This is a genomic window from Streptomyces sp. S063 (assembly GCF_002832675.1).
Lineage (GTDB): Bacteria > Actinomycetota > Actinomycetes > Streptomycetales > Streptomycetaceae > Streptomyces > Streptomyces sindenensis.
Window position 1 is genome coordinate 6,871,491 of sequence record NZ_CP021707.1, and the last position, 22,868, is coordinate 6,894,358.

At 72.0% G+C, this 22,868-nt stretch carries 21 protein-coding genes and 1 pseudogene; 17 read left to right on the forward strand and 5 right to left on the reverse strand.

Annotated features, from left to right (window positions below; genetic code table 11):
- Positions 1–169: 169 nt before the first annotated feature.
- A complete protein-coding gene (locus CCZ36_RS31185; RefSeq protein ID WP_128819077.1) occupies positions 170–1,039 on the reverse strand; it encodes an SCO6745 family protein in 870 nt (289 codons plus the stop codon).
- A gap of 147 nt (positions 1,040–1,186) precedes the next feature.
- Here CCZ36_RS31185 and CCZ36_RS31190 point away from each other — a divergent pair, with 147 nt between their 5' ends.
- Both CCZ36_RS31190 and CCZ36_RS31195 read left to right on the forward strand, forming a co-directional pair.
- Complete coding sequence (locus tag CCZ36_RS31190; RefSeq protein WP_443069829.1) at positions 1,187–2,149, forward strand: GlxA family transcriptional regulator; 963 nt, start codon at positions 1,187–1,189, stop codon at positions 2,147–2,149.
- A 78-nt stretch (positions 2,150–2,227) separates the two neighbouring features.
- Complete coding sequence (locus tag CCZ36_RS31195) at positions 2,228–2,863, forward strand: DJ-1/PfpI family protein (protein WP_128819079.1); 636 nt, start codon at positions 2,228–2,230, stop codon at positions 2,861–2,863.
- Between the two features lie 18 nt (positions 2,864–2,881).
- Here the strand turns inward: CCZ36_RS31195 and CCZ36_RS31200 are convergent, their stop codons facing one another.
- Positions 2,882–3,658 carry an enoyl-CoA hydratase/isomerase family protein gene (locus tag CCZ36_RS31200; protein ID WP_069738214.1) on the reverse strand — a complete coding sequence of 259 codons (777 nt, stop codon included), beginning with the start codon at positions 3,656–3,658 and terminating at the stop codon, positions 2,882–2,884.
- Positions 3,659–3,738: 80 nt separating this feature from the next.
- Between CCZ36_RS31200 and CCZ36_RS31205 the strand changes: the two genes are divergently transcribed.
- On the forward strand, positions 3,739–4,362 hold the full coding sequence (locus CCZ36_RS31205; RefSeq protein ID WP_128819080.1) for an HdeD family acid-resistance protein: 624 nt from the start codon (positions 3,739–3,741) through the stop codon (positions 4,360–4,362).
- Positions 4,363–4,508: 146 nt separating this feature from the next.
- Positions 4,509–4,964, forward strand: a complete 456-nt coding sequence (locus CCZ36_RS31210; RefSeq protein ID WP_069738216.1) for an ATP-binding protein — start codon at positions 4,509–4,511, stop codon at positions 4,962–4,964.
- Positions 4,965–5,070: 106 nt separating this feature from the next.
- On the opposite strand, the gene idi is transcribed toward CCZ36_RS31210, so the two are convergent.
- From idi to galE, 3 genes are all read right to left on the reverse strand, one after another.
- Positions 5,071–5,664: an isopentenyl-diphosphate Delta-isomerase gene (idi, locus tag CCZ36_RS31215; RefSeq protein ID WP_069738217.1), complete on the reverse strand. Its 594-nt coding sequence runs from the start codon at positions 5,662–5,664 to the stop codon at positions 5,071–5,073.
- A gap of 138 nt (positions 5,665–5,802) precedes the next feature.
- Positions 5,803–6,744: a cation diffusion facilitator family transporter gene (locus tag CCZ36_RS31220; protein WP_069741209.1), complete on the reverse strand. Its 942-nt coding sequence runs from the start codon at positions 6,742–6,744 to the stop codon at positions 5,803–5,805.
- Positions 6,745–6,925: 181 nt separating this feature from the next.
- Positions 6,926–7,903 carry a UDP-glucose 4-epimerase GalE gene (gene galE / locus CCZ36_RS31225; RefSeq protein WP_069738219.1) on the reverse strand — a complete coding sequence of 326 codons (978 nt, stop codon included), beginning with the start codon at positions 7,901–7,903 and terminating at the stop codon, positions 6,926–6,928.
- Positions 7,904–8,241: 338 nt separating this feature from the next.
- On the opposite strand from galE, the gene CCZ36_RS31230 reads away from it, so the two are divergent.
- From CCZ36_RS31230 to CCZ36_RS31290, 13 genes and pseudogenes are all read left to right on the forward strand, one after another.
- On the forward strand, positions 8,242–9,996 hold the full coding sequence (locus CCZ36_RS31230) for a DUF5941 domain-containing protein (protein WP_128819081.1): 1,755 nt from the start codon (positions 8,242–8,244) through the stop codon (positions 9,994–9,996).
- Complete coding sequence (locus tag CCZ36_RS31235) at positions 9,993–10,730, forward strand: phosphocholine cytidylyltransferase family protein (RefSeq protein WP_128819082.1); 738 nt, start codon at positions 9,993–9,995, stop codon at positions 10,728–10,730. The genes CCZ36_RS31230 and CCZ36_RS31235 overlap by 4 nt, the downstream gene beginning before the upstream one ends.
- A complete protein-coding gene (locus CCZ36_RS31240; protein WP_069740063.1) occupies positions 10,718–11,779 on the forward strand; it encodes an iron-containing alcohol dehydrogenase family protein in 1,062 nt (353 codons plus the stop codon). The genes CCZ36_RS31235 and CCZ36_RS31240 overlap by 13 nt, the downstream gene beginning before the upstream one ends.
- A complete protein-coding gene (locus CCZ36_RS31245; RefSeq protein WP_128819083.1) occupies positions 11,757–12,536 on the forward strand; it encodes a CDP-alcohol phosphatidyltransferase family protein in 780 nt (259 codons plus the stop codon). Before CCZ36_RS31240 ends, CCZ36_RS31245 begins: the two co-directional genes overlap by 23 nt.
- A gap of 8 nt (positions 12,537–12,544) precedes the next feature.
- Positions 12,545–13,416 (forward strand): annotated as a pseudogene (locus tag CCZ36_RS31250) (glycosyltransferase family 2 protein).
- A gap of 101 nt (positions 13,417–13,517) precedes the next feature.
- The gene (locus CCZ36_RS31255; RefSeq protein WP_006128930.1) at positions 13,518–14,447 is read left to right on the forward strand and encodes an ABC transporter permease; all 930 of its coding nucleotides are present in this window, start codon (positions 13,518–13,520) and stop codon (positions 14,445–14,447) included.
- Complete coding sequence (locus CCZ36_RS31260; RefSeq protein WP_006128931.1) at positions 14,440–15,225, forward strand: ABC transporter ATP-binding protein; 786 nt, start codon at positions 14,440–14,442, stop codon at positions 15,223–15,225. Before CCZ36_RS31255 ends, CCZ36_RS31260 begins: the two co-directional genes overlap by 8 nt.
- A gap of 421 nt (positions 15,226–15,646) precedes the next feature.
- On the forward strand, positions 15,647–16,558 hold the full coding sequence (hpnC, locus tag CCZ36_RS31265; protein ID WP_128819084.1) for a squalene synthase HpnC: 912 nt from the start codon (positions 15,647–15,649) through the stop codon (positions 16,556–16,558).
- 29 nt (positions 16,559–16,587) lie between these two features.
- Complete coding sequence (gene hpnD, locus CCZ36_RS31270) at positions 16,588–17,508, forward strand: presqualene diphosphate synthase HpnD (protein WP_206515820.1); 921 nt, start codon at positions 16,588–16,590, stop codon at positions 17,506–17,508.
- Positions 17,509–17,626: 118 nt separating this feature from the next.
- Positions 17,627–19,012: a hydroxysqualene dehydroxylase HpnE gene (gene hpnE / locus CCZ36_RS31275; RefSeq protein ID WP_069740059.1), complete on the forward strand. Its 1,386-nt coding sequence runs from the start codon at positions 17,627–17,629 to the stop codon at positions 19,010–19,012.
- Positions 19,009–20,112 carry a polyprenyl synthetase family protein gene (locus CCZ36_RS31280; protein ID WP_206515781.1) on the forward strand — a complete coding sequence of 368 codons (1,104 nt, stop codon included), beginning with the start codon at positions 19,009–19,011 and terminating at the stop codon, positions 20,110–20,112. Before hpnE ends, CCZ36_RS31280 begins: the two co-directional genes overlap by 4 nt.
- Positions 20,113–20,219: 107 nt before the next feature.
- Complete coding sequence (gene shc, locus CCZ36_RS31285) at positions 20,220–22,217, forward strand: squalene--hopene cyclase (RefSeq protein ID WP_128819087.1); 1,998 nt, start codon at positions 20,220–20,222, stop codon at positions 22,215–22,217.
- Positions 22,217–22,867 carry a phosphorylase family protein gene (locus CCZ36_RS31290; protein ID WP_069740056.1) on the forward strand — a complete coding sequence of 217 codons (651 nt, stop codon included), beginning with the start codon at positions 22,217–22,219 and terminating at the stop codon, positions 22,865–22,867. The genes shc and CCZ36_RS31290 overlap by 1 nt, the downstream gene beginning before the upstream one ends.
- Position 22,868 lies beyond the last annotated feature (1 nt).

The window sequence follows — 22,868 nt, forward strand, 5'->3', positions numbered from 1 at the left end:
GCTGGCCGTGCTCGGGTCGCGATGAGCACGTATCTGCTTGCCGGGGGCATCCCCCGGGCCTGCATTGTGCCGCGTGGCCGGGGGCCGTGTCGCGTGACCTCGGGCAACACGCCCGGGAGCCCCGACGCCGTACGCGGGGCCCCCGGGCCGTGCCGGGATCCTTCCCGGATCAGCCCCGGCCGGTCGCCGAAGCCGGGAAGGCCCCTGCCGCCGCGGCGGTGAAGAGGAAGCCGCGGGCGAGTTCCGTGAGCCGCTCCACGCCTTCCGCGCCCAGATGTTCGTACGGGGCGACGTCCATGCGGTCCGTCGCCTCCTCCACCTCGGCGCGCAGCGCGGTACCGGTCTCGGTCAGTGCCGGCTCCTCGCCCGCCTCCAGCAGCCCGCGCTCGCGCAGCCGGTCGGACGCGGCCTCCCAGTCCGTGCGGCGCCAGCCCCGGGAGGACAGGATCCAGCGGATCGCCATGCCCTTCCCGGTCGCCGTATGGCTGACGAGCGACTCCAGCGGGTCGAGTCCGGCCGCGAGCAGGGCGGCGAGATGCGCGTCGCCCCGGTGCTCGCGGAGCAGGGTCGCGGCGTGCCAGAACGCCAGGTGCGGTTCCCCGGGCACCGGCAGATCCGCGTGCGCGGCGTACAACGGGCGGGCGTGCGGGGTGCAGGCCTCGGTGGCGCGCAACGCGAGCCGGGCCGCCTCCGCCATCTCGTCGGAGGCGATGATCTCCTCGCCGAGCAGCCGCCGCAGCGTCGAGTCCGCCGCCCGCAGCCGGGCTCCGAGAACCACCTCGGGGGAGGCGGTCTCCCAGACGGCCGGCACGTGGCGGGCCACCAGCACGGGGTTGAAGTTGTAGAAGGTGGCGCTGACAGTGCCCGCGCCCACGGCGCCGAACGCGGCGGCGCGCGTCGCGAAATAGGCGGCGGAGGGGTCCTCGATGCCGATCTTCGCCATCTCCGCGCCCAGGTCGGGGGAGAAGAAGAGGCAGGAGTGCAGCGGGTTGACGGCGTTGTGGCAGCGGCGCTCCGCGCGGGCCGGAAGGGTACTCATACGGGCACGTTACCGACTGGTCGGTACGACGTGGAACCCCGGGGGAGGGCCGGTGTCCTCCGAACCTGGCCGACGGCAGCTCGATGGCAGGAAAGGAGGGGTATTCGTCATTGCGGCCATCGCCGCCCGCCGCCCAGGATGGCAGACGTGAAGCAGCCAACCGTGCTCGTCGTCCTCTTCGACGGTGTCCAGGGCCTCGACGTGACCGGGCCGATGGAGGTCTTCGCGGGCGCCTCCCGGGCGCCCGGTGTCTCCTACGACCTGCGGACCGCCTCGCTCGACGGCGGCCCGGTCCGGTCCACCAGTGGCCTGGCCCTGGTGCCCGACAGCCGCCTGGCCGACGCGCCCGCCCCGCACACGCTGCTGGTGCCCGGAGGGCACGGCACCCGGGGCTCCCACCCCGAACTGACCGGCTGGCTTCGGGAGCACGCGCCACGCGCCGAGCGGCTGGTCTCCGTGTGCACCGGGGCGCTGCTGCTGGCCGAGGCGGGCCTGCTGGACGGGCACCGGGTCACCACCCACTGGAACTACTGCGAGCGGCTGGCTCGCGACCACCCGGCCGTCCAGGTCGATCCCGAGCCGATCTTCGTACGGGACGGGCGGCTGGCCACCTCGGCGGGCGTCACCGCGGGGATCGATCTGGCCCTCGCGCTCGTCGAGGAGGACCACGGGCGGGACCTCGCCCTGACCATCGCCCGTCATCTCGTGGTCTTCCTGCGCCGCCCCGGCAACCAGGCCCAGTTCAGCGCGCAGCTCAGCGCCCAGACCGCCCGGCGCGAACCGCTGCGCGAGGTCCAGCACTGGATCACCCAGCACCCGGACGCCGACCTCGGGGTCGACGCGCTCGCGGCCCGTGCCCGGCTCTCGCCCCGGCACTTCGCCCGCGCGTTCCGGGAGGAGACCGGCACGACCCCGGGGCGGTACGTCGAACGCGTCCGTCTGGAGCACGCCCGCCGGCTCCTGGAGGACACCGGCGACGGCGTCGAGCGGATCGCCCGCGCCAGTGGCTACCGCACCCCGGAGGCCATGCGCCGCGCCTTCGTGAAGACCCTCGCGACGGCACCGGCCGAGTACCGCCGCCGCTTCCGCACACCGGCGGCCGGCACCTGACACCCGAAACGCGCCGTCGGTCAGCCGTCCATCCGTCCATCCGTTCATCCTGTCCGTCCGAACCGAGAGGCAGCTCCCGTGCAGATCGCCATCCTGCTCTTCGACCGTTTCACCGCCCTGGACGCGGTGGGCCCCTACGAGATCCTCAGCCGTGCCCCCGGCGCCGAGACCGTCTTCGTCGCCGAACGGACCGGGCCCGTCCGCAACGACAGCGGAAGCCTCGCGCTCGTCGCGGAGAAGACGCTCGCCGAGGTGCCGTCGCCCGATCTGGTGATCGTGCCCGGCGGCCCCGGCCAGAGCGACCAGATGGCGAACGAGGCCCTGCTCGGCTGGCTGCGCGCGGTCGACGCCACCACCACCTGGACCACCTCGGTCTGCACCGGATCGCTGCTGCTGGCGGCGGCCGGACTCCTGAAGGGGCGGCGGGCCACCTCGCACTGGCTGGCGCTGGAGGTGCTGAAGGAGTTCGGCGTCGAGCCCACCGGGGAGCGGGTCGTGCTCGACGGCAAGTACGTCACCGCCGCCGGGGTCTCCTCCGGCATCGACATGGGGCTGACCCTGCTCGGCCGGATCGCGGGCGACGACGTGGCGCGCTCGGTGCAGCTGCTCACGGAGTACGACCCCCAGCCGCCCTACGACTCCGGCTCGCCGCAGAAGGCCCCGGCCGCCCTCGTCGAGGAGTGGCGGTCCAGGAGCCGCCACATCACCCGGTAGGGCCCGCGGCGCACCGACTCATCCGGTGGGGCCCGTGGTGTAGGTGAACCGCGGCGCGCGCCGCTCCAGGAAGGCCGCGACGCCCTCCGCCGTGTCCGTACTGCCCCGTGCCTCAGCGGCCCAGTGGGCGTCCCGGTCCGTCCGGCCCGCGGCGAACTCCTTCGCCGAGGCCTGGGTCAGCTGCGACCGGGACGCCAGCAGGCGTACGTACTCCTCGACCCGCTTGTCCAGCCCGCCGGGCGGAAGCACCTCGTCGACCAGGCCGGTGCGCAGCGCCCGTTCCGTGCCGATCAGCTCGCCGGAGAACAGCAGGTGCTTTGCCGTGCCCGGGCCGACGAGGGCGACCAGCCGCCGGGTCGAGGACGCCGAGTAGACGATGCCGAGGTTGGCCGGGGTGACTCCGAAGGAGGCGCCCTCCTCCGCGAACCGGAGGTCGCAGGCGGTCGCGAGCTGGCTGCCGCCGCCGACGCAGTAGCCGCGCACCGCCGCCAGCGTCGGCCGGGGGAACGCGGCGAGCGCCTCCTCGGCCTCCACCGTCACCCCGGAGGTCAGTCCCGGGGAGCCGTCCGCGCTCTCGCGCAGCGCCGAGATGTCGGCCCCGGCGCAGAAGGTGTCACCGGCCCCGGTGAGCACCAGCACCCGCACCGCCGGATCGGCCGCCAGCCGCTCCAGCAGCTCCGGCAGGCTCCGCCACATCGCGGTGGTCATCGCGTTGCGTTTGGCGGGGTTCGCGATCACGACGGTGGCGATACCGCGTTCGACGGACGTGATCAGCCGAGGTTCCGTACGGTCCATGCGCCGGATGCTATCCCCACGGTTCGAACCTATGATCAAGAAGGGGTCGCGAGACGGGCACGCACCGTGAGGAGCTGTCGATGAACGTACCCACCACCGAGGGCAGGAAGCTGAGCCGCGGTTTCGGCCGGCTGGCGCTGCTCGGCACCCTGCTGGTGATCGCGGGCATCATCGGGCTCATCTACACCGGCGTGGCCACCCTCACCTCGATGCTGCTCTTCGGCTGGCTGCTGCTCGTCGGCGGTCTGGTCGGGCTGCTGCACGCGATCGAGTCGCGCGGTACGAGCTACTTCTGGCTGGGTGTGGTGGTCGCGGCCCTCAACATCGCGGCGGGCGTCGTCGTCATCAAGCACCCCGAGGGCACGGCCGAGGCGCTGACCATGTTCGCCGCCCTGCTCTTCCTGACCGGCGGGGTCTTCCGGCTCGTCGGCAGCGTCGTGGTGCGCGGTCCGCAGATGGGGTGGACGCTGTTGCAGGGAGCCTTCGGCCTGCTCCTGGGCCTGCTCGTGCTGTTCGACTGGCCGCACAGCAGCCTGTACGTGCTCGGCTGCTTCTTCTCGCTGGCCCTGCTGTTCGACGGGCTCGGCCTGATCGCCATCGGTATCGGCGGCCGACGTATCGTCAGCATGGTCTCGGATCGGCTCGATGAAGCGGTCCCGGCCGCGGACAAGCCGATCACGGCACCGGAAGACGAGCAGAAGTAGTCACCTGGTCGTCAGCAACCCACAGATTTGGTCGAATCGCGCCGATACCTGGCTACTTCCGATCAGTCGCACGGTCCGGACCAGGCCATTCCCAACACTCTTTACTCGACGGTCAGTGCAGTGCGAGTGAGAGCTGGTGCCGGACGATGGAGAGCCTCGGGAGTGCCCCTGCCGATCCCGTGTCGTACGAGGGGGTGTGGCGCTTCACCGCCCCCGCGGTGGAGGCGTCCGTGCCCAGCGCCCGGCACGCCGTACGCGATCTTCTCGGCCGACAGGGCGTGCCGATCGAGGACGACGTCCTCCAGGGGCTGCTGCTGATCGTCTCGGAGCTGGTCACCAACGCCGTCAAACACGCGGCGCTCCTCTCGCCCGAGCTGGCCGTCGAGGTGGCCATCGCCGCCGACTGGGTCAGAGTCTCGGTCGAGGACAACCACCCCTACCGCCCCACCGCCCTGGAGACGGATTACGCGCAGACCGGTGGCCGGGGGCTGCTGCTGGTCAAAGTGATCACCGCGGAGGCGGGCGGCACCTGCGATGTCGAGCACACCGCGAGCGGCGGGAAGATCATCTGGGCGGCGCTGCCGTTGAAGACGCAGCTCTGACCGCCCCGTACGCAGCGGAACCCCGCTGCCGGACGCTTCCGTACGCGACGGCCCGGCCGACCGTACGCGATGCCCCGGCCGCCCCCGTACGCGACCGGGCGAAGGGTCACCAGCCGGCCGAGGGCCCCGTCAGCTCGCGGATCGCCGGCCGCGCCGCGTCCAGCACGGTCATGAACCACGCCGAGAACGGCCCCTCGGCGTGCAGCTTCTCCAGCTCGGCCGCCGTCACGAAGGCGGTCTCGCCGACCTCTTCGGGGTCCGGCTTCAGCGCCGCCTGCGCCATTCCCACGAACAGATGATTGAACTCCTGCTCCACCAGGCCCGACGCCGGGTCCGGGTGGTTGTAGCGCACGGTGCCCGCCTCGGCCATCAGCGACGGCGAGACGCCCAGCTCCTCGTACGTACGCCGGGCGGCGGCCGCGAACGGCGACTCGTCCGGGTAGGGGTGCCCGCAGCAGGTGTTCGACCAGACGCCGGGGGAGTGGTACTTGCCGGACGCCCGGCGCTGGAGCAGCAGCCGCCCCTGCTCGTCGAAGAGGAACACGGAGAACGCGCGGTGCAGCTGCCCGGGGGCCTGGTGGGCCGCCAGCTTCTCCGCGGTGCCGATGGTGGTGCCGTTCTCGTCGACCAGTTCGAGCATGATCGGTTCGGCGGTGCCGTTCGACGAGCTGTGCGTCGCGGTGGCTGGTGTGGTCGGCATACCCATCCTTCGCTTTGGTCCCCGGCCTCGTGCGCCGGGCCCCTGGAGTCCGGTCAAGTCTGCCGTACAAAAGCCGCTTGTCCGCACTCCGGTGCCGGGCATGTCCGGCACCGGAGTGCGGCACGCCCGGCCCCTGGCTCAGTGGCAGAGACGCGCCTCGTGCTCCGCGTGACCGCTCGGCTCCAACTGGAAGGTGCAGTGCTCCACGTCGAAGTGGTCCCCGAGGCAGCCCTGCAACTCGTGCAGCACCTTCTCGTGCCCTATCGAGTCCAGCATTTCCTGGCGCACCACCACATGGGCGGAGAGCACCGGCATCCCCGAGGTGATCGTCCAGGCGTGCAGGTCATGGACGTCCAGCACCCCGGGCAGCGCCGTGATGTGGGCCCGTACCTCCGCCATGTCGACCCCCTTGGGCGCGGCCTCCAGCAGCACGTCCAGGGTCTCCCGCAGCAGCTTCACCGTCCGGGGGACGATCATCAGGCCGATCACCAGCGAGGCGATCGGGTCGGCGGCCTGCCAGCCGGTCGCCATGATGATCCCCGCCGAGACGATCACCGCGATCGAGCCCAGGGTGTCGGCCATGACCTCCAGGTAGGCGCCCCGCACATTGAGGCTCTCCTTCTGCCCGCGCATCAGCAGCGAGAGGGAGACGACGTTGGCCACCAGACCGACCGCGGCGAACGCGATGGCCAGCCCGCCCTTCGTCTCGGCCGGAGTGATGAACCGCTCCACAGCCTCGTAGATCAGGTAGGCGCCGACCCCCAGCAGCAGCAGACAGTTGGCGAGCGCCGCCAGGATCTCCGCGCGGGCGAAGCCGAAGGTGCGGTTCAGCGCGGCCGGGCGGTTGGCGAAGTGGATGGCGAGCAGCGCCATCCCGAGCCCCAGGGCATCGGTGGCCATGTGGGCGGCGTCCGCGATCAGCGCGAGGGAGTCGGAGAGCACCCCGCCGACGATCTCCATGACCATCACGCTCAGGGTGATCGCCAGGGCGATCCGGAGCCGTCCCCGGTGCGCGGCGGCCGCCGTTCCCGTCGGAGGCGGCCCGCCGTGCGCATGCCCGTGATCGTGGCCAGCCCCCATGGAAAACGCCTCCAGGTCCGTAGGACGTGCCGGGGCCCAACCGCCCCGGTCGGGCCCAGTGAACTACGGGCGGGGGTATGGGGCAACACGGGACTGAACACCGTTGTCATCTGCTCTGACCTGCGAAAACGCTGCGCAGGTCAGAGCGTTGACACGATCCGGGGCACCGCCCGGAAACCGATCACGGACGGGCCTCGGGGTGGTGCAGGCACCAGCCCTCCCAGGCCGACTCGACCATCTCGCGCACACCCCGCCGGGCCGTCCAGCCCAGCTCCCCGGTGATCCGCGCGGCCGACGCCACCGCCTTCGGCGCGTCACCGGCCCGACGCGGCTCGACCACCGGCTTCAGGCCGCTCCCCGTCACCTCGCCGATCACGTCCGCCAGCTCCCGCACCGACACGCCCTCGCCCCGGCCGACGTTCAGCGTCAGATCGCCCGCGCCCGTCTCGTCCAGCCGCCGCGCGACCGCGAGGTGCGCCTCCGCCAGATCGGCGACGTGGATGTAGTCGCGGATGCAGGTGCCGTCCGGCGTCGGGTAGTCGTCGCCGAAGATCCGCGGGGCCTCGCCGCCCGTCAGCCGCTCGAACATCATCGGCACGATGTTGAACACCCCGGTGTCCGCCAGCTCCGGCGCGGCCGCTCCCGCCACGTTGAAGTACCGCAGACAGGCGGTCGAGAGCCCGTGCGCCTTGCCGGTGGCCCGCACCAGCCACTCACCGGCGAGCTTCGTCTCGCCGTACGGGTTGATGGGGAGGCAGGGCGTCTCCTCCGTGATGAGGTCCACGTCCGGTACGCCGTACACGGCCGCCGAGGACGAGAAGAGGAAGCGCCGCACCCCCGCCGCGACCACGGCCTCCAGCAGGACGGCCAGCCCCGCGACGTTCTCCCGGTAGTACAGCAGCGGCTTCTCCACGGACTCGCCGACCTGCTTCTTCGCCGCGAGGTGCACCACACCGCTCACCGCGTGACCGGCCAGCACCCGGTCCAGCAGCGCCCGGTCGGAGGCGGAGCCCTCCACCAGCGTGACGGCGTCCGGCAGCCGGTCGACGACGCCGCTGGAGCGGTCGTCGAGCACCACGACCCGCTCGCCCGCCGCGACCATGGCCCGTGCCACGTGTGCCCCGATGTAACCCGCCCCGCCAGTGATCAGCCATGTCATGGCCGCCAGCCTAAAGGCCTGTCGTCCGGACCAGGCCCTCGCGGCGTTCCCGCCCGCCTCCGCGGTTTGTGGGCCGGGCCCCCGATCGATGATGATGATCGCGAACGGCGCCCGACCGCGCAGGTCCACCCGAACGGCGCACAAACGGGTGGTGAACTCGGTCTTCCGTTCATCCGATAGCCTCAGCCGACACGCCGCCGGTCCGCCATGTGGCCGTGCCGCCGTGTGTCGTCCACGTCAGTGCCAAGGAGTGAGTTCGTCTGTCGACCGCCATCCTCACCGGTACGCCGGTACCCGGGTCGTCGCTCGCGGACGATCTGCGGTCCCTGGGCTTCGACGTGCAGACCGCCGCCGACGCCGGTGACGCCGCAACCCTCCTCGCCGCCGTTCCGGCCGGCCGCCGGGTCGCCCTCGTCGATCCGCGTTTCGTCGGCCACGTCCACGCGCTGAGGCTCGGACTGACCGACCCGCGCTTCGCCGCCGCCACCGTGCCCGGTGCCCTCACCGCCCAGCCCGAGGCGCGCGGCGCCCTGCTGCGCGCGCTCCGGCGCACCACGGCGGCCGTCGGCGCGGGCGCCCTCGTCGTCGCCCCCGACGCCGACCCGGCGCCCGAGGACCGCACCGTCCCCGGCCGGATCGCCGTGGCGCTGGAGGCCGAGGGCACCGCCGTCAAGCGCCCCGAGCTGGGATCGCTCACCGCCACCGTCCCCGCCGACGCCACAGCGCGGGCGGCCGCCGAGAGCGCCCGCGACGCGGTCGACGACGAGGCGGTCCGGCTGCGCAGCGCGGTCAAGGCCCACGACGGCTTCTTCACCACCTTCGCCATCAGCCCGTACTCCCGCTACATCGCCCGCTGGTGCGCCCGCCGGGGCCTCACCCCGAACCAGGTCACCACCGCGTCCCTGATCACCGCGCTCGTCGCGGCGGGCGCGGCGGCCACCGGAACCCGCGGCGGCTACATCGCCGCCGGGATCCTGCTGCTGGTCTCCTTCGTGCTGGACTGCACCGACGGGCAGCTCGCCCGCTACTCGCTCCAGTACTCCACGATGGGCGCCTGGCTGGACGCCACCTTCGACCGGGCCAAGGAGTACGCGTACTACGCCGGGCTCGCCATCGGCGCCGTCCGCGGCGGTGATGACGTCTGGGTCCTGGCGCTCGGCGCCATGGTCCTCCAGGCCTGCCGCCATGTCGTGGACTTCTCGTTCAACGAGGCCAACCACGACGCGGTCGCCAACACCAGCCCCACCGCCGCCCTCTCCGACAAGCTCGACAGCGTCGGCTGGACGGTCTGGGCGCGCCGGATGATCGTGCTGCCGATCGGCGAGCGCTGGGCCATGATCGCGGTCCTCACCGCGGTCACCACGCCGCGCATCGTCTTCTACGCCCTGCTCATCGGCTGCGCGCTCGCCGCCTGCTACACCACGGCCGGCCGTCTGCTGCGCTCGCTGACCCGCCGGGCGAGCCGTACCGACCGGGCCGCCCAGGCCCTCGCGGACCTCGCCGACTCCGGGCCCCTCGCCCAGGGCGTGGCCGCCGTCGCCCCCGGCCTCCGGGGCGCGTTCACGGCTCCGGCCGTCGCCCTGCTCGGCACGCTCGTCATGATCGGCGGAGCGCTCTTCCTCCCGTACGGCAGCCGGCTCACCGTCGCGGCCGCGGCCGTGTACGTGGTCCTCTCCGGCCTCGCCGTCGCCCGCCCGCTCAAGGGCGCGCTCGACTGGCTGGTGCCGCCGTTCTTCCGGGCGGCGGAGTACGTCACGATCCTCGTGCTGGCGGCCCGCAGCGACGTACCGCACGCCGTTCCGGCGGCCTTCGGGCTGGTCTCGGCCGTCGCCTACCATCACTACGACACGGTGTACCGCATCCGCGGAGGCACCGGCGCGCCGCCCCAGTGGCTGGTGCGGACGATCGGTGGACACGAGGGCCGCACCGCGCTGGTGGCCGTCCTCGCCGCCGTACTCACCCACGCCTCAGGTTTCACCACGGCCCTGACCGCGCTCGCGGTCGCCGTGGCTCTGGTGGTGCTCGTGGAGTCCATCCGCTTCTGGGTGTCCTCCTCGGCGCCCGCCGTACACGACGAAGGAGAACTCGCATGATCGGCCTCGTACTGGCAGCCGGTGCAGGACGACGTCTGCGCCCCTACACGGACACGCTCCCCAAGGCGCTCGTCCCTGTCGACGGCGACAAGACGGTCCTCGACCTCACGCTGGCCAACTTCGCCGAGGTCGGGCTCACCGAGGTCGCGATCGTCGTCGGCTACCGCAAGGAGGCCGTCTACGCCCGCAAGGCCGAGCTGGAGGCCACCTACGGCCTCAGCCTCACGCTGATCGACAACGACAAGGCCGAGGAGTGGAACAACGCCTACTCCCTGTGGTGCGCCCGTGACGTCCTGGGGCGCGGCGTGATCCTCGCCAACGGCGACACCGTGCACCCGGTCTCCGTCGAGAAGACCCTCCTGGACGCCCGCGGCAAGGGCCAGAAGATCATCCTCGCCCTGGACACCGAGAAGGTGCTCGCCGACGAGGAGATGAAGGTGATCACCGAGGACGGCAAGGGCGTCCGGCGGATCACCAAGCTGATGGACCCGGCCACCGCCACCGGTGAGTACATCGGCGTCACCCTCATCGAGGCCGAGGCCGCCGAGGAGCTGGCGGACGCGCTGAAGACCACCTTCGAGCGCGACCCCGACCTCTACTACGAGGACGGCTACCAGGAGCTCGTGCACCGCGGCTTCACCGTCGACGTGGCCCCCATCGGCACCGTGACCTGGGTCGAGATCGACAACCACGACGACCTGAAGAAGGGCCGGGAGATCGCGTGCCAGTACTGACCCGGCTCATTCCGTCCCCGGTCGTCGTCGACATCCGGCGCGGCGCCATGGACGATCTGGCGGGTCTTCTGGCCGATCAGCGGATCTCCTCCTCGGGCAAGCTCGCCATCGCGATCAGCGACGGATCCGGGCGCGCCCTGCGGGAGAGGCTCGCTCCGGTCCTGCCGGGTGCCGACTGGTATCCGGTCTCCGACGGCACGATCGACTCCGCGGTGAAGCTCGCCGACGGCATCAAGGGCAACCGGTACGACGCCGTGGTGGGCCTCGGCGGCGGCAAGATCATCGACGTGGCGAAGTACGCCGCGGCGCGGGTCGGGCTGCCGATGGTCGCCGTCGCGACGAACCTCTCGCACGACGGCCTGTGCTCGCCCGTCGCCACGCTGGACAACGACAACGGACGCGGCTCCTACGGGGTCCCCACCCCGATCGCCGTGGTCATCGACCTCGACGTGATCCGTGAGGCGCCCGCCCGTTACGTCCGCTCCGGCATCGGCGACGCGATCTCGAACATCTCCTGCGTCGCCGACTGGGAGCTGGCCCACGAGGTCAACGGCGAGGAGATCGACGGGCTCGCGGCCGCGATGGCCCGCCAGGCCGGCGAGGCCGTGCTGCGCCACCCGGGCGGCGTCGGCGACGACGCCTTCCTGAAGGTGCTGGCCGAGGGACTCGTGCTGACGGGCATCTCGATGTCGGTCGCGGGCGACTCGCGGCCGGCCTCCGGCGCCTGCCACGAGATCAACCACGCCTTCGACCTGCTCTACCCCCAGCGCGCGGCCAGCCACGGCGAACAGGTCGGCCTCGGCGCCTGCTTCGCCATGCATCTGCGCGGTGCCCGCCAGGAGTCCCTCCTGATGGCATCGATACTGCGCCGCCACGGTCTGCCGGTCCTGCCGGAGGAGATCGGGTTCAGCGTCGACGAGTTCGTCAAGGCCGTCGACTACGCGCCGCAGACGCGTCCGGGACGCTTCACGGTCCTGGAGCACCTCAACCTGTCCACCGATCAGATCAGGGACGCGTACGCCGACTATGTCTCGACCATCAGTAGCTGAACTCCGTCCGGTCGTGCACCCCCCGGGGGTGAAGGACCGGCGCAGCGGCGAGCACTGGGCCGGGCGCATGTACATGCGCGAGGTCTCGCTGCGCGTGGACCGCTACCTGGTGAACACCCGCGTCACGCCGAACCAGGTCACGTACGTCATGACGCTGGCCGGAACCCTGGCCGCCCCGGCGCTGCTGGTGCCTGGCGTCTGGGGCGCCGTGCTCGGCGTGGTGATGGTCCAGCTCTATCTGCTCTTCGACTGCGTGGACGGCGAGCTGGCCCGCTGGAAGAAGCAGTACTCGCTCAGCGGGGTCTATCTGGACCGGGTCGCCGCCTATCTGTGCGACGCGGCGGTCCTCGTGGGCCTCGGCCTGCGGGCCGCCGACATCTGGGGCGAGGGCCGGATCGACTGGCTCTGGGCGTTCCTCGGGACGCTCGCGGCGCTCGGCGCGATCCTGATCAAGGCCGAGACGGACCTGGTGGGCGTGGCCCGTCACCAGGGCGGGCTGCCGCCGGTGAAGGAGGCGGCGTCCGAGCCGCGCTCCTCCGGGATGGCGCTGGCCCGCAAGGCCGCCGCCGCGCTCAAGTTCCACCGGCTGATCCTCGGTATCGAGGCGTCCCTGGTGATCCTCGTGGTGGCCGTCGTGGACTCGATCGCGGGCGACCTCTTCTACACCCGCCTGACCGTGGCGGTCATGGCCGGCATCGCGCTGTTGCAGACCCTGCTGCACCTGGTGTCCGTCCTGGCGTCCAGCAGGCTGAAGTGACCCGTCCCATGAAACTGGGCGCGGTGATCATCACCATGGGCAACCGCCCGGACGAGCTCCGCGCCCTCCTCGATTCGGTCACCGCCCAGCACGGTGACCGGATCGAGGTCGTGGTCGTCGGCAACGGCGCCCCGGTCCCCGACGTGCCCGCCGGGGTGCGCACGGTGGAGCTGCCCGAGAACCTGGGCATCCCCGGCGGCCGCAACGTCGGCATCGAGGCGTTCGGACCCTGCGGGGCGGACGTGGACGCGCTGCTCTTCCTGGACGACGACGGGCTGCTGCCGAACCGGGACACCGCCGAGCTGTGCCGGCAGGCCTTCGCGGCGGACCCGAAGCTCGGGATCGTCACCTTCCGCATCGCCGACCCGGAGACCGGCGTCACCCAGCGGCGGCACGTGCCCCGGCTGCGGGCCGCCGACCCGATGCGCTCCTCGCGGGTGACGACCTTCCTCGGCGGCGCCAACGCCGTACGCACCAAGGTCATCGCCGAGGTCGGCCCCTGCCCGAGGACTTCTTCTACGCCCACGAGGAGACGGACCTCGCCTGGCGGGCGCTGGACGCGGGCTGGATGATCGACTACCGCGCCGACATGGTGCTGAACCACCCCACCACCGCCCCGTCCCGGCACGCGGTCTACCACCGCATGGTCGCCCGCAACCGGGTCTGGCTCGCCCGCCGGAACCTGCCCGCCCCGCTGGTACCGCTCTACACCGGGGTCTGGCTGTTGCTGACCCTGGTCAGGCGCCCGTCGCCGCCCGCGCTGAAGGCCTGGTTCGGCGGATTCCGGGAAGGCTGGACGACCCCTTGCGGAACCCGGCGCCCGATGAAGTGGCGTACGGTGTGGCGGCTGACGAGGCTGGGCCGACCTCCGGTCATCTGAGACGCTTACCTCTGAGAGCATGAGGCGTATTTTCTTTCCGGAACCTGTCCGCCTGAGCCGCACCCGCGACTGGCTGCGCGTGAAGACGAGAGTCTCAACTTGTGAGTGACACGACCCACGACGGTGGGGTAGCCCTCGGGACCCCGCCGTCCGCCGACGAGGGCCTCGACGCGGCCCAGCTGGCCGCCAAGTACGGCCTGACCGTGAGCGGCGCCCGACCGGGGCTGTTCGCGTACATGCGACAGCTCTGGGGCCGACGCCACTTCATCCTGGCCTTCTCCCGGGCGAAGCTGACCGCTCAGTACAGCCAGGCCAAACTGGGCCAGCTGTGGCAAGTGGTCACGCCCCTGCTGAACGCCTGTGTCTATTACCTGATCTTCGGCCTGATCCTGGGGACCAGGGAGGGGATCCCCCACGACGTCTTCGTGCCGTTCCTGGTCACCGGCGTCTTCGTCTTCACCTTCACCCAGAGCTCGGTGATGGCGGGTGTCCGGTCGATCTCCGGCAACCTCGGCCTGGTCCGGGCCCTCCACTTCCCCCGGGCCTCGCTCCCCATCTCCTTCTCGCTCCAGCAGCTCCAGCAGCTGCTCTTCTCGATGATCGTGATGGTCGCGGTCACCGTCATCTTCGGCAGCTACCCCTCGCTGTCGTGGCTCCTGGTGATTCCAGCCCTGCTTCTCCAGTTCGTCTTCAACACCGGCCTGGCCCTCGTCATGGCGCGGCTCGGCTCGAAAACCCCCGACCTCGCGCAGCTGATGCCGTTCGTGATGCGCACCTGGATGTACGCCTCGGGCGTCATGTTCTCCATCCCGGTGATGCTCAAGGACAAGCCGGCCTGGATCGCGGACGTGCTCCAGTACAACCCGGCGGCGATCTACATGGACCTGGTCCGCTTCGCCATGATCGACGGCTACGGCTCCGAGAACCTGCCGGACCACGTCTGGGCCGCGGGCCTGGGCTGGGCGGTGCTGCTGGGCGTCGTGGGATTCGTGTACTTCTGGAAGGCGGAGGAGCGGTACGGCCGTGGCTGACGACAACGCGCAGGGGCGCATCCCCACGGTGATCGCCGACGACGTGCACATCGTCTACCGGGTCAACGGCGCGGGCGGCGGCCGGGGCAGCGCCACCGCCGCGCTGAGCCGCATGCTGCGGCGGGGCAAGGGCGAGCCGCGCGGTGTCCGGAAGGTGCACGCCGTACGCGGTGTCTCCTTCACCGCCTACCGCGGCGAGGCCATCGGCCTCATCGGCACCAACGGCTCCGGCAAGTCGACGCTGCTGCGGGCCATCGCCGGACTGCTGCCGACCGAATCCGGCCATGTGTACACCGACGGCCAGCCCTCGCTGCTCGGCGTGAACGCGGCGCTGATGAGCGACCTGACCGGCGAGCGCAACGTGGTGCTGGGCGGTCTGGCCATGGGGATGACCCAGGCCGAGATCCGCTCCCGCTACCAGGAGATCGTCGACTTCTCCGGCATCAACGAGAAGGGCGACTTCATCACCCTGCCGATGCGGACGTACTCCTCCGGCATGGCGGCGCGCCTGCGGTTCTCGATCGCCGCCGCCAAGAACCACGACGTCCTCATGATCGACGAGGCGCTGGCCACCGGTGACCGCAAGTTCCGCATCCGCTCCGAGGAACGGATCCGCGAACTGCGCAAGGAGGCGGGGACCGTCTTCCTGGTCAGCCACAACAACAAGTCGATCAGGGACACCTGCGACCGCGCGCTGTGGCTGGAGAAGGGCGAGCTGCTGATGGACGGCCCCACCGAGGAAGTCCTCAAGGCGTACGAGCGCGAAACGGGCAAGTAGCCCGAGCCCCCGAGCCCATCCCGTGGCCCCCGCCGGACCGGTCCGGCGGGGGCCGTGCGGTGCCCGTTGCCGGGCAGGCCCTCCGCAGTAGGGGGCCAGGTCCGATCTCCTCCCGGCGGATGACGTCAAGTCAGCCGTGCCCGGGGAAGGTTGACAGGTGCGGCCGGGAAGCGGTGGCGGACGCTCCACCCCGCCGATCCCCTGCGAGCTGTACAACGTAAGCTGGAGCGGTGCTGATTCATGGCAAGTAGGGCGATACGCCGCGGCACCGAGGCTCTGCCGCAGTGCACGGGGAAGACTGAGCGGCGTGTCCGAAAAGGGTTGTTTTGGGTCAGCAGTGTAGAACGGGAGATGTGACGGCAATGACGGAAAATCTCCAGCTCCGACGTGGTCTCGCCGTCCCCGCGCCGGGTGGTCCGCAGTGACCTCGACCCCCGCGGCGCACATCGGCGACGCCACCCTCGGCAAGGCCGCGGACGAGAACTTCCCCGTGGCGCCCTTCTTTCTGCCCCGCGCCTGGCGCGGGGACCTGATGGCGGTCTACGGATTCGCCCGGCTCGTCGACGACATCGGCGACGGTGATCTCGCCCCCGGCGGCGCGGACGCCCGCCACCTCGGCCTGGAGCCGGAGCAGAGCGACGACCGCCTCGCCATGCTCGACGCCCTGGAGACCGACCTCCGCCGGGTCTTCGCCACCACCGGCGAGGAGCCGCACCACCCCCTGCTGCGCAATCTGCGCCCCACCGTGCGCCGCCGCGCACTGACCCCCGAGCCCTTCCTCGGCCTGATCGAGGCGAACCGCCAGGACCAGAAGGTCCGCCGCTACGGCACCTACGCCGAGCTCGCCGCCTACTGCGAGCTCTCCGCGAACCCCGTCGGCCGCCTGGTCCTCGCCCTCACCGGCACCACCAGCCCCGAACGCGTCCGCCGCTCCGACGCGGTCTGCACCGCACTCCAGATCGTCGAGCACCTCCAGGACGTCGCCGAGGACCTGGAACGCGACCGGATCTATCTGCCCGCCGAGGACATGGAGCGTTTCCGGGTCACCGAAGCCGACCTGGCGGCGCCCTCCGCCGGAGCCTCCGTGCGCGCCCTGATCGCGTACGAGGCCCAGCGTGCGAGCGACCTGCTGGACGAGGGGCCTCCGCTGGTGGGCAGCGTCGACGGCAGGCTGAAACTGCTCCTCGCCGGTTTCGTCGGGGGCGGCCGCAGCGCGCTCACGGCGATCTCGGCCGCCGGGTTCGACGTACTGCCCGGACCACCCAAGCCCACCAAGCCCAGCCTGCTGCGTGAAGTGGGAACCGTCTTGCGAAGAGCGCGTGGAGAGAGGTGAGCCGGACCGTGGAGGGACAGACGACGTACATGTCGCCGCCGGTGCAGGCCGCATACAGTTACTGCGAAGCGGTCACCGGACAACAGGCCCGGAACTTCGCCTACGGCATCAGGCTGCTGCCGTACGAGAAGCGGCAGGCCATGTCGGCGCTGTACGCCTTCTCCCGTCGGGTCGACGACATCGGTGACGGGGAGCTCGACGCCGGGACCAAGCGGACCCGGCTGGAGAGCACCCGCGAGCTGCTCGACCGGGTCCGGCACGGCAAGGTCGAGGAGGACGACACCGACCCGGTCGCCGTCGCGCTCGCCGACGCGGCCCGCCGCTTCCCGCTCCCGCTCGGCGGACTCGACGAGCTGATCGACGGCGTCCTGATGGACGTACGGGGCGCGACCTACGAGACCTGGGACGATCTGAAGGCCTACTGCCGGTGCGTCGCCGGAGCCATCGGACGCCTCAGCCTCGGCGTCTTCGGCACCGCGCCGGGCGCCCGCGGGGCCGAGCGCGCCGCGGAGTACGCCGACACCCTCGGCCTCGCCCTCCAGCTCACCAACATCCTGCGCGACGTCCGCGAGGACGCGGGCAACGGGCGCACCTACCTGCCCGCCGACGACCTGGCCAAATTCGGCTGCTCGGCCGGGTTCCACCGCACCACCCCGCCCCCCGGGTCCGACTTCGCCGGCCTCATCCACTTCGAGGTCCGCCGCGCCCGCGCCCTGTTCGCCGAGGGCTACCGGCTGCTGCCGATGCTCGACCGCCGCAGCGGCGCCTGCGTCGCGGCGATGGCCGGGATCTACCGCCGCCTCCTCGACCGGATCGAGCGCGACCCCGAGGCCGTCCTGCGCGGCCGGGTCTCCCTGCCCGGCCACGAGAAGGCCTACGTCGCGGTGCGCGGCCTGTCCGGCCTCGACGCCCGCCATATCTCGCGGCACACCGCCAGGGGGCGAGCCTGATGCGGCCGCGCGGCTCCGGCCCCGGGGCAACCCTCCGGTGGCCCGACGCGTCACTGACTGCGACGATCTGCAAGGTGAGGACCCGGCAGACAGCCACGACCCGACGGGAGGGGCAGGCATGAGCGACGAGAGCCCGCGCCCCGTCGGCGTGGTCGTCGGCGGTGGCCTCGCCGGGGTCACGGCGGCACTCCGCCTCGCCGACGCCGGACTCGACGTGACCCTCCTGGAAGGCCGGCCCCGCCTCGGCGGCCTCGCCTTCTCCTTCCAGCGCGGCGACCTCACCGTCGACAACGGCCAGCACGTCTACCTGCGCTGCTGCACCGGCTACCGCTGGTTCCTCGACCGGATCGACGCCGCCCACCTGGCCCCCCTCCAGGACCGCCTCGACGTGCCCGTGCTGGACGTCGGCCGGGCCGCCGGACCACGCCTCGGACGGATCCGCCGGACCGCCCTGCCCGTACCGCTCCACCTGGCGGGCGGCCTCGCCGCCTATCCGCACCTCTCGCTCGCCGAGAAGGCGGCCGTGGGCCGGGCCGCCCTCGCGCTGGGCCGCCTCGACCCCGCCGACCCCGAGCTGGACCGGATCGACTTCGCCACCTGGCTGCGCCGGCACGGCCAGTCCGACCGCGCCATCGAGGCCCTGTGGGATCTCGTCGGCGTCGCCACCCTGAACGCCACCGCTCCGGACGCCTCGATGGCGCTCGCGGCGAAGGTCTTCAAGACCGGCCTGCTCTCCGACCCCGGCGCCGCCGACATCGGCTGGGCGACCGTCCCGCTCGGCGACCTGCACGACACCCTCGCCCGCAAGGCCCTGGACACCGCGGGCGTCCGCACCGAACTGCGCGCCAAGGTCGGCTCCCTCGCCCGCACCGAGGACGGCCGCTGGAGCGTCGAGCGCGCGGGGGAGCGGATCATCGCCGACACCGTCGTGCTGGCCGTGCCGCAGACCGAGACCCACGACCTGCTGCCCGCCGGCGCGCTGGACGAGCCGGAGCTGCTGCTCGACATCGCATGCGCCCCGATCCTCAACGTGCACGTCATCTACGACCGCGAGGTACTGCGCCGGCCGTTCTTCGCCGCGATCGGCTCCCCGGTCCAGTGGGTCTTCGACCGCACCCACTCCTCGGGCCTCAAGGGCCCCGGGCAGTATCTGGCGGTCTCCCAGTCGGCCGCCCAGGCCGAGATCGACCTCCCCGTCGCCGAACTGCGCTCCCGCTACCTGCCCGAGCTGGAGCGGCTGCTGCCCGCCGCCCGCGGCGCGGGCATCCGCGACTTCTTCGTCACCCGGGAGCGCACCGCCACCTTCGCGCCCGCCCCGGGCGTCGGGCGGCTGCGCCCCGGCCCCCGTACCCGGCTGCCCGGCCTCCAGCTGGCCGGGGCCTGGACCGACACCGGCTGGCCCGCGACGATGGAGGGTGCCGTGCGCAGTGGCGGAGCCGCCGCCGACGCGGCCCTCCAGGACCTCGGCCGCCCCTCAGGACATCCGCTTCAGGAGGCGGCATGAGCAGTACCACCGGAACAAGAGGAGAGTCTGTGACCCCGGCGAATCCGGCTTTCGACACCGTGGCTGACACCGCGGACGTCACCGCGCTTCTGGAGCGCGGACGAGCCCTGTCAGCGCCGGTCCTGCGGGCTGCCGTGGACCGGCTCGCGCCGCCCATGGACACCGTCGCCGCGTACCACTTCGGCTGGATCGACGCAGAGGGGCGGCCGTCGGACGGGGACGGCGGCAAGGCCGTGCGCCCCGCGCTCGCCCTGCTGTCCGCCGAGGCGGCGGGCGCCCCGGCGGAGGCCGGTATCCCCGGCGCCGTGGCCGTCGAGCTCGTGCACAACTTCTCTCTGCTGCACGACGACCTGATGGACGGCGACGAACAGCGCCGCCACCGCGACACCGTATGGAAGGTGCACGGCCCCGCCCAGGCGATCCTGGTCGGCGACGCGCTCTTCGCCCTCGCCTACGACCTGCTCCTCGAGCTCGGCACCGTCCAGGCGGGCCGCGCGGCCCGCCGGCTGACCACCGCCACCCGCAAGCTCATCGACGGGCAGGCCCAGGACATCTCCTACGAGCACCGCGAGCGGGTCACCGTCGAGGAGTGCCTGGAGATGGAGGGCAACAAGACCGGCGCCCTGCTGGCCTGCGCCGTCTCCATCGGAGCGGTGCTCGGCGGCGCCGACGACCGCACCGCCGACACCCTGGAGGCGTACGGCTACCACCTCGGCCTCGCCTTCCAGGCCGTCGACGACCTGCTCGGCATCTGGGGCGACCCGGAGTCCACCGGCAAGCAGACCTGGAGCGACCTGCGCCAGCGCAAGAAGTCCCTGCCGGTCGTCGCCGCGCTCGCCGCGGGCGGCGAGGCCTCCGAGCGCCTCGGCGAACTGCTCGCCGCCGACGCCAAGAGCAACGACTTCGACAGCTTCTCCGAAGAGGAGTTCGCCGCCCGCGCGGCGCTCATCGAGGAGGCGGGCGGCCGCGAGTGGACCGCCCAGGAAGCCCGTCGCCAGCACGCCATCGCCATCGAGGCGCTGCACGCCGTCGACATGCCCCACCGGGTGCGGAAGCAGCTCACCGAGCTCGCCGACTTCGTGGTGGTACGAAAGAGATGATCACTTTCTCCATATGACTCGCAGTCGCCGGCCGGCGCCCTCATCGGGGCGCCGGCCGACGGAGACCCCAGCACAGCAGAGAGACGACTGCACGTAAGGGGAAGCTCATGACAGCGACGACCGACGGATCGACCGGGGCCGCGAACACCACCGGGGCACCGGACGATCCGACCGACACGAGAACCGCCGCCAACGATGTCACCGACATCGCGCGGCAGGCCGCGGAACGCTCCGTGGAGCACCTCCTCGGCAGACAGGACGAGCAGGGCTGGTGGAAGGGCGACCTCGCCACCAACGTCACGATGGATGCCGAGGACCTGCTCCTGCGCCAGTTCCTCGGAATCCAGGACCCCGGGACCACCCGGGCCGCCGCCCTCTTCATCCGCGGCGAACAACTCGGCGACGGCACCTGGAACACCTTCTACGGCGGACCCGGGGACCTCTCCGCCACGATCGAGGCGTACGTCGCCCTGCGGCTGGCCGGGGACCGCCCCGACGAACCGCACATGGCCCGCGCCTCCGGCTGGATCCGGGACCAGGGAGGCATCGCCGCCGCCCGCGTCTTCACCCGCATCTGGCTGGCCCTCTTCGGCTGGTGGAAATGGGACGACCTCCCCGAACTCCCGCCCGAGCTGATGTTCCTCCCCAAGCGGGTCCCGCTCAACATCTATGACTTCGGCTGCTGGGCCCGGCAGACCATCGTGCCGCTCACCATCGTCTCCGCGAAACGCCCCGTGCGCCCCGCCCCCTTCGCCCTGGACGAGCTGCACACCGACCCGGACCACCCCAACCCGGCCAGGAAGCTTGCCCCGCCCACCAGTTGGGACGGGCTCTTCCAGCGCCTCGACAAAGGGCTGCACCTCTACCACAAGATCGCCCCGCGCCCGCTGCGCCGTATCGCGATGAACGTGGCCGCCCGCTGGATCATCGAACGCCAGGAGAACGACGGCTGCTGGGGCGGGATCCAGCCGCCCGCCGTCTACTCGATCATCGCCCTGCACCTGCTCGGCTACGACCTCGACCACCCGGTGATGAAGGCCGGCCTGGCCTCGCTCGACCGGTTCGCCGTACACCGCGAGGACGGCGCCCGCATGATCGAGGCCTGCCAGTCGCCCGTCTGGGACACCTGCCTGGCCACCATCGCGCTGGCCGACGCCGGCCTGAGACCCGACCACCCCGCCCTGGTGAAGGCCGCCGACTGGATGCTGGCCGAGGAGATCACCCGCCCCGGCGACTGGTCGGTCCGCAAACCCGAACTGGCCCCGGGCGGCTGGGCGTTCGAGTTCCACAACGACAACTACCCGGACATCGACGACACCGCCGAGGTCGTCCTGGCGCTGCGCCGGGTGCGCCACCCCGACCCCGCCCGGCTCGAGGCGGCGATCGCCCGCGGGGTCCGCTGGAACCTCGGGATGCAGTCCCGCAACGGGGCCTGGGGCGCGTTCGACGCCGACAACACCAGCCCCTTCCCCAACCGGCTGCCCTTCTGCGACTTCGGCGAGGTCATCGACCCCCCGTCGGCCGACGTCACCGGCCACGTCGTGGAGATGCTCGCTGTCGAGGGGCTCGCGAACCACCCCCGTACCCGCGAGGGCATCGAGTGGCTGCTCGCCGAACAGGAGGCGTGCGGCGCCTGGTTCGGCCGCTGGGGCGTCAACTACGTCTACGGCACCGGTTCCGTGGTGCCCGCCCTGATCACCGCCGGACTGCCCGCGGGCCACCCCGCGATCCGCCGGGCCGTCGACTGGCTGGAGTCCGTCCAGAACGACGACGGCGGCTGGGGCGAGGACCTGCGCTCCTACCAGGAGGAGAAGTGGATCGGGCACGGTGAGTCCACCGCCTCCCAGACCGCCTGGGCGCTGCTCGCCCTCCTCGCCGCGGGACGCCGGGACACCGCCTCCGTCACCCGGGGCATCATCTGGCTGACCGAGGCGCAGCAGGCCGACGGCTCCTGGGACGAGCCGTATTTCACCGGCACCGGATTCCCCTGGGACTTCTCGATCAACTACCACCTCTACCGCCAGGTGTTCCCCCTCACCGCACTCGGGCGCTATGTGTACGGCGACCCGTTCGCGGACCGCGCGGACGCCGCCGAGGGGATGTGATGGGCGATCCGCGAGGGTCCGGGAGCCCCGTGACGCCGCTGCTGGTCGCCTGTGCCCTCGGCATCGAGCAGGTGGCCCTGCGCAGCGGCAGGGGCGCCCCGGGCCCGGTCCGCATCCTGCGCACCGGGATGGGCCCCCGGGCGGCGGAGGCGGCCGTGGCGCGCCTTCTGGGCGGCCCCGACGGGTTGTCCGATGCCGCCGTCATCGCCTCCGGCTTCTGCGCCGGCCTCGCCCCGGGGATGCACCCCGGGGACCTCGTCGTCGCCGAGGAGACCCGGGACGCCGACGGCACCACCCCCTGCACGGGCACCGGCGTCCTGGTCGCCGCGCTGACCCGCGCCCTGCCCGGCCGCAGGGTCCACACCGGCCCGCTGACCGGCTCCGACCACGTCGTACGGGGGCCCGAGCGGGCCGCGCTGCGGGCGGGCGGGGCCATCGCGGTGGACATGGAGTCCGCCGCGACACTGCGTACCGCCCTGTGTCACGGACCGCGCCCGGTTGCGGCCGTCCGGGTGGTCGTGGACGCTCCAGAGCATGAGCTCGTCCGCATCGGCACCGTACGCGGTGGAATATCGGCGTTCCGCGTTCTTCGTGCCGTCCTTCCGGCTTTCTACGAATGGCACCGATCTTTACTGCTCCCCAGGAGGTGAG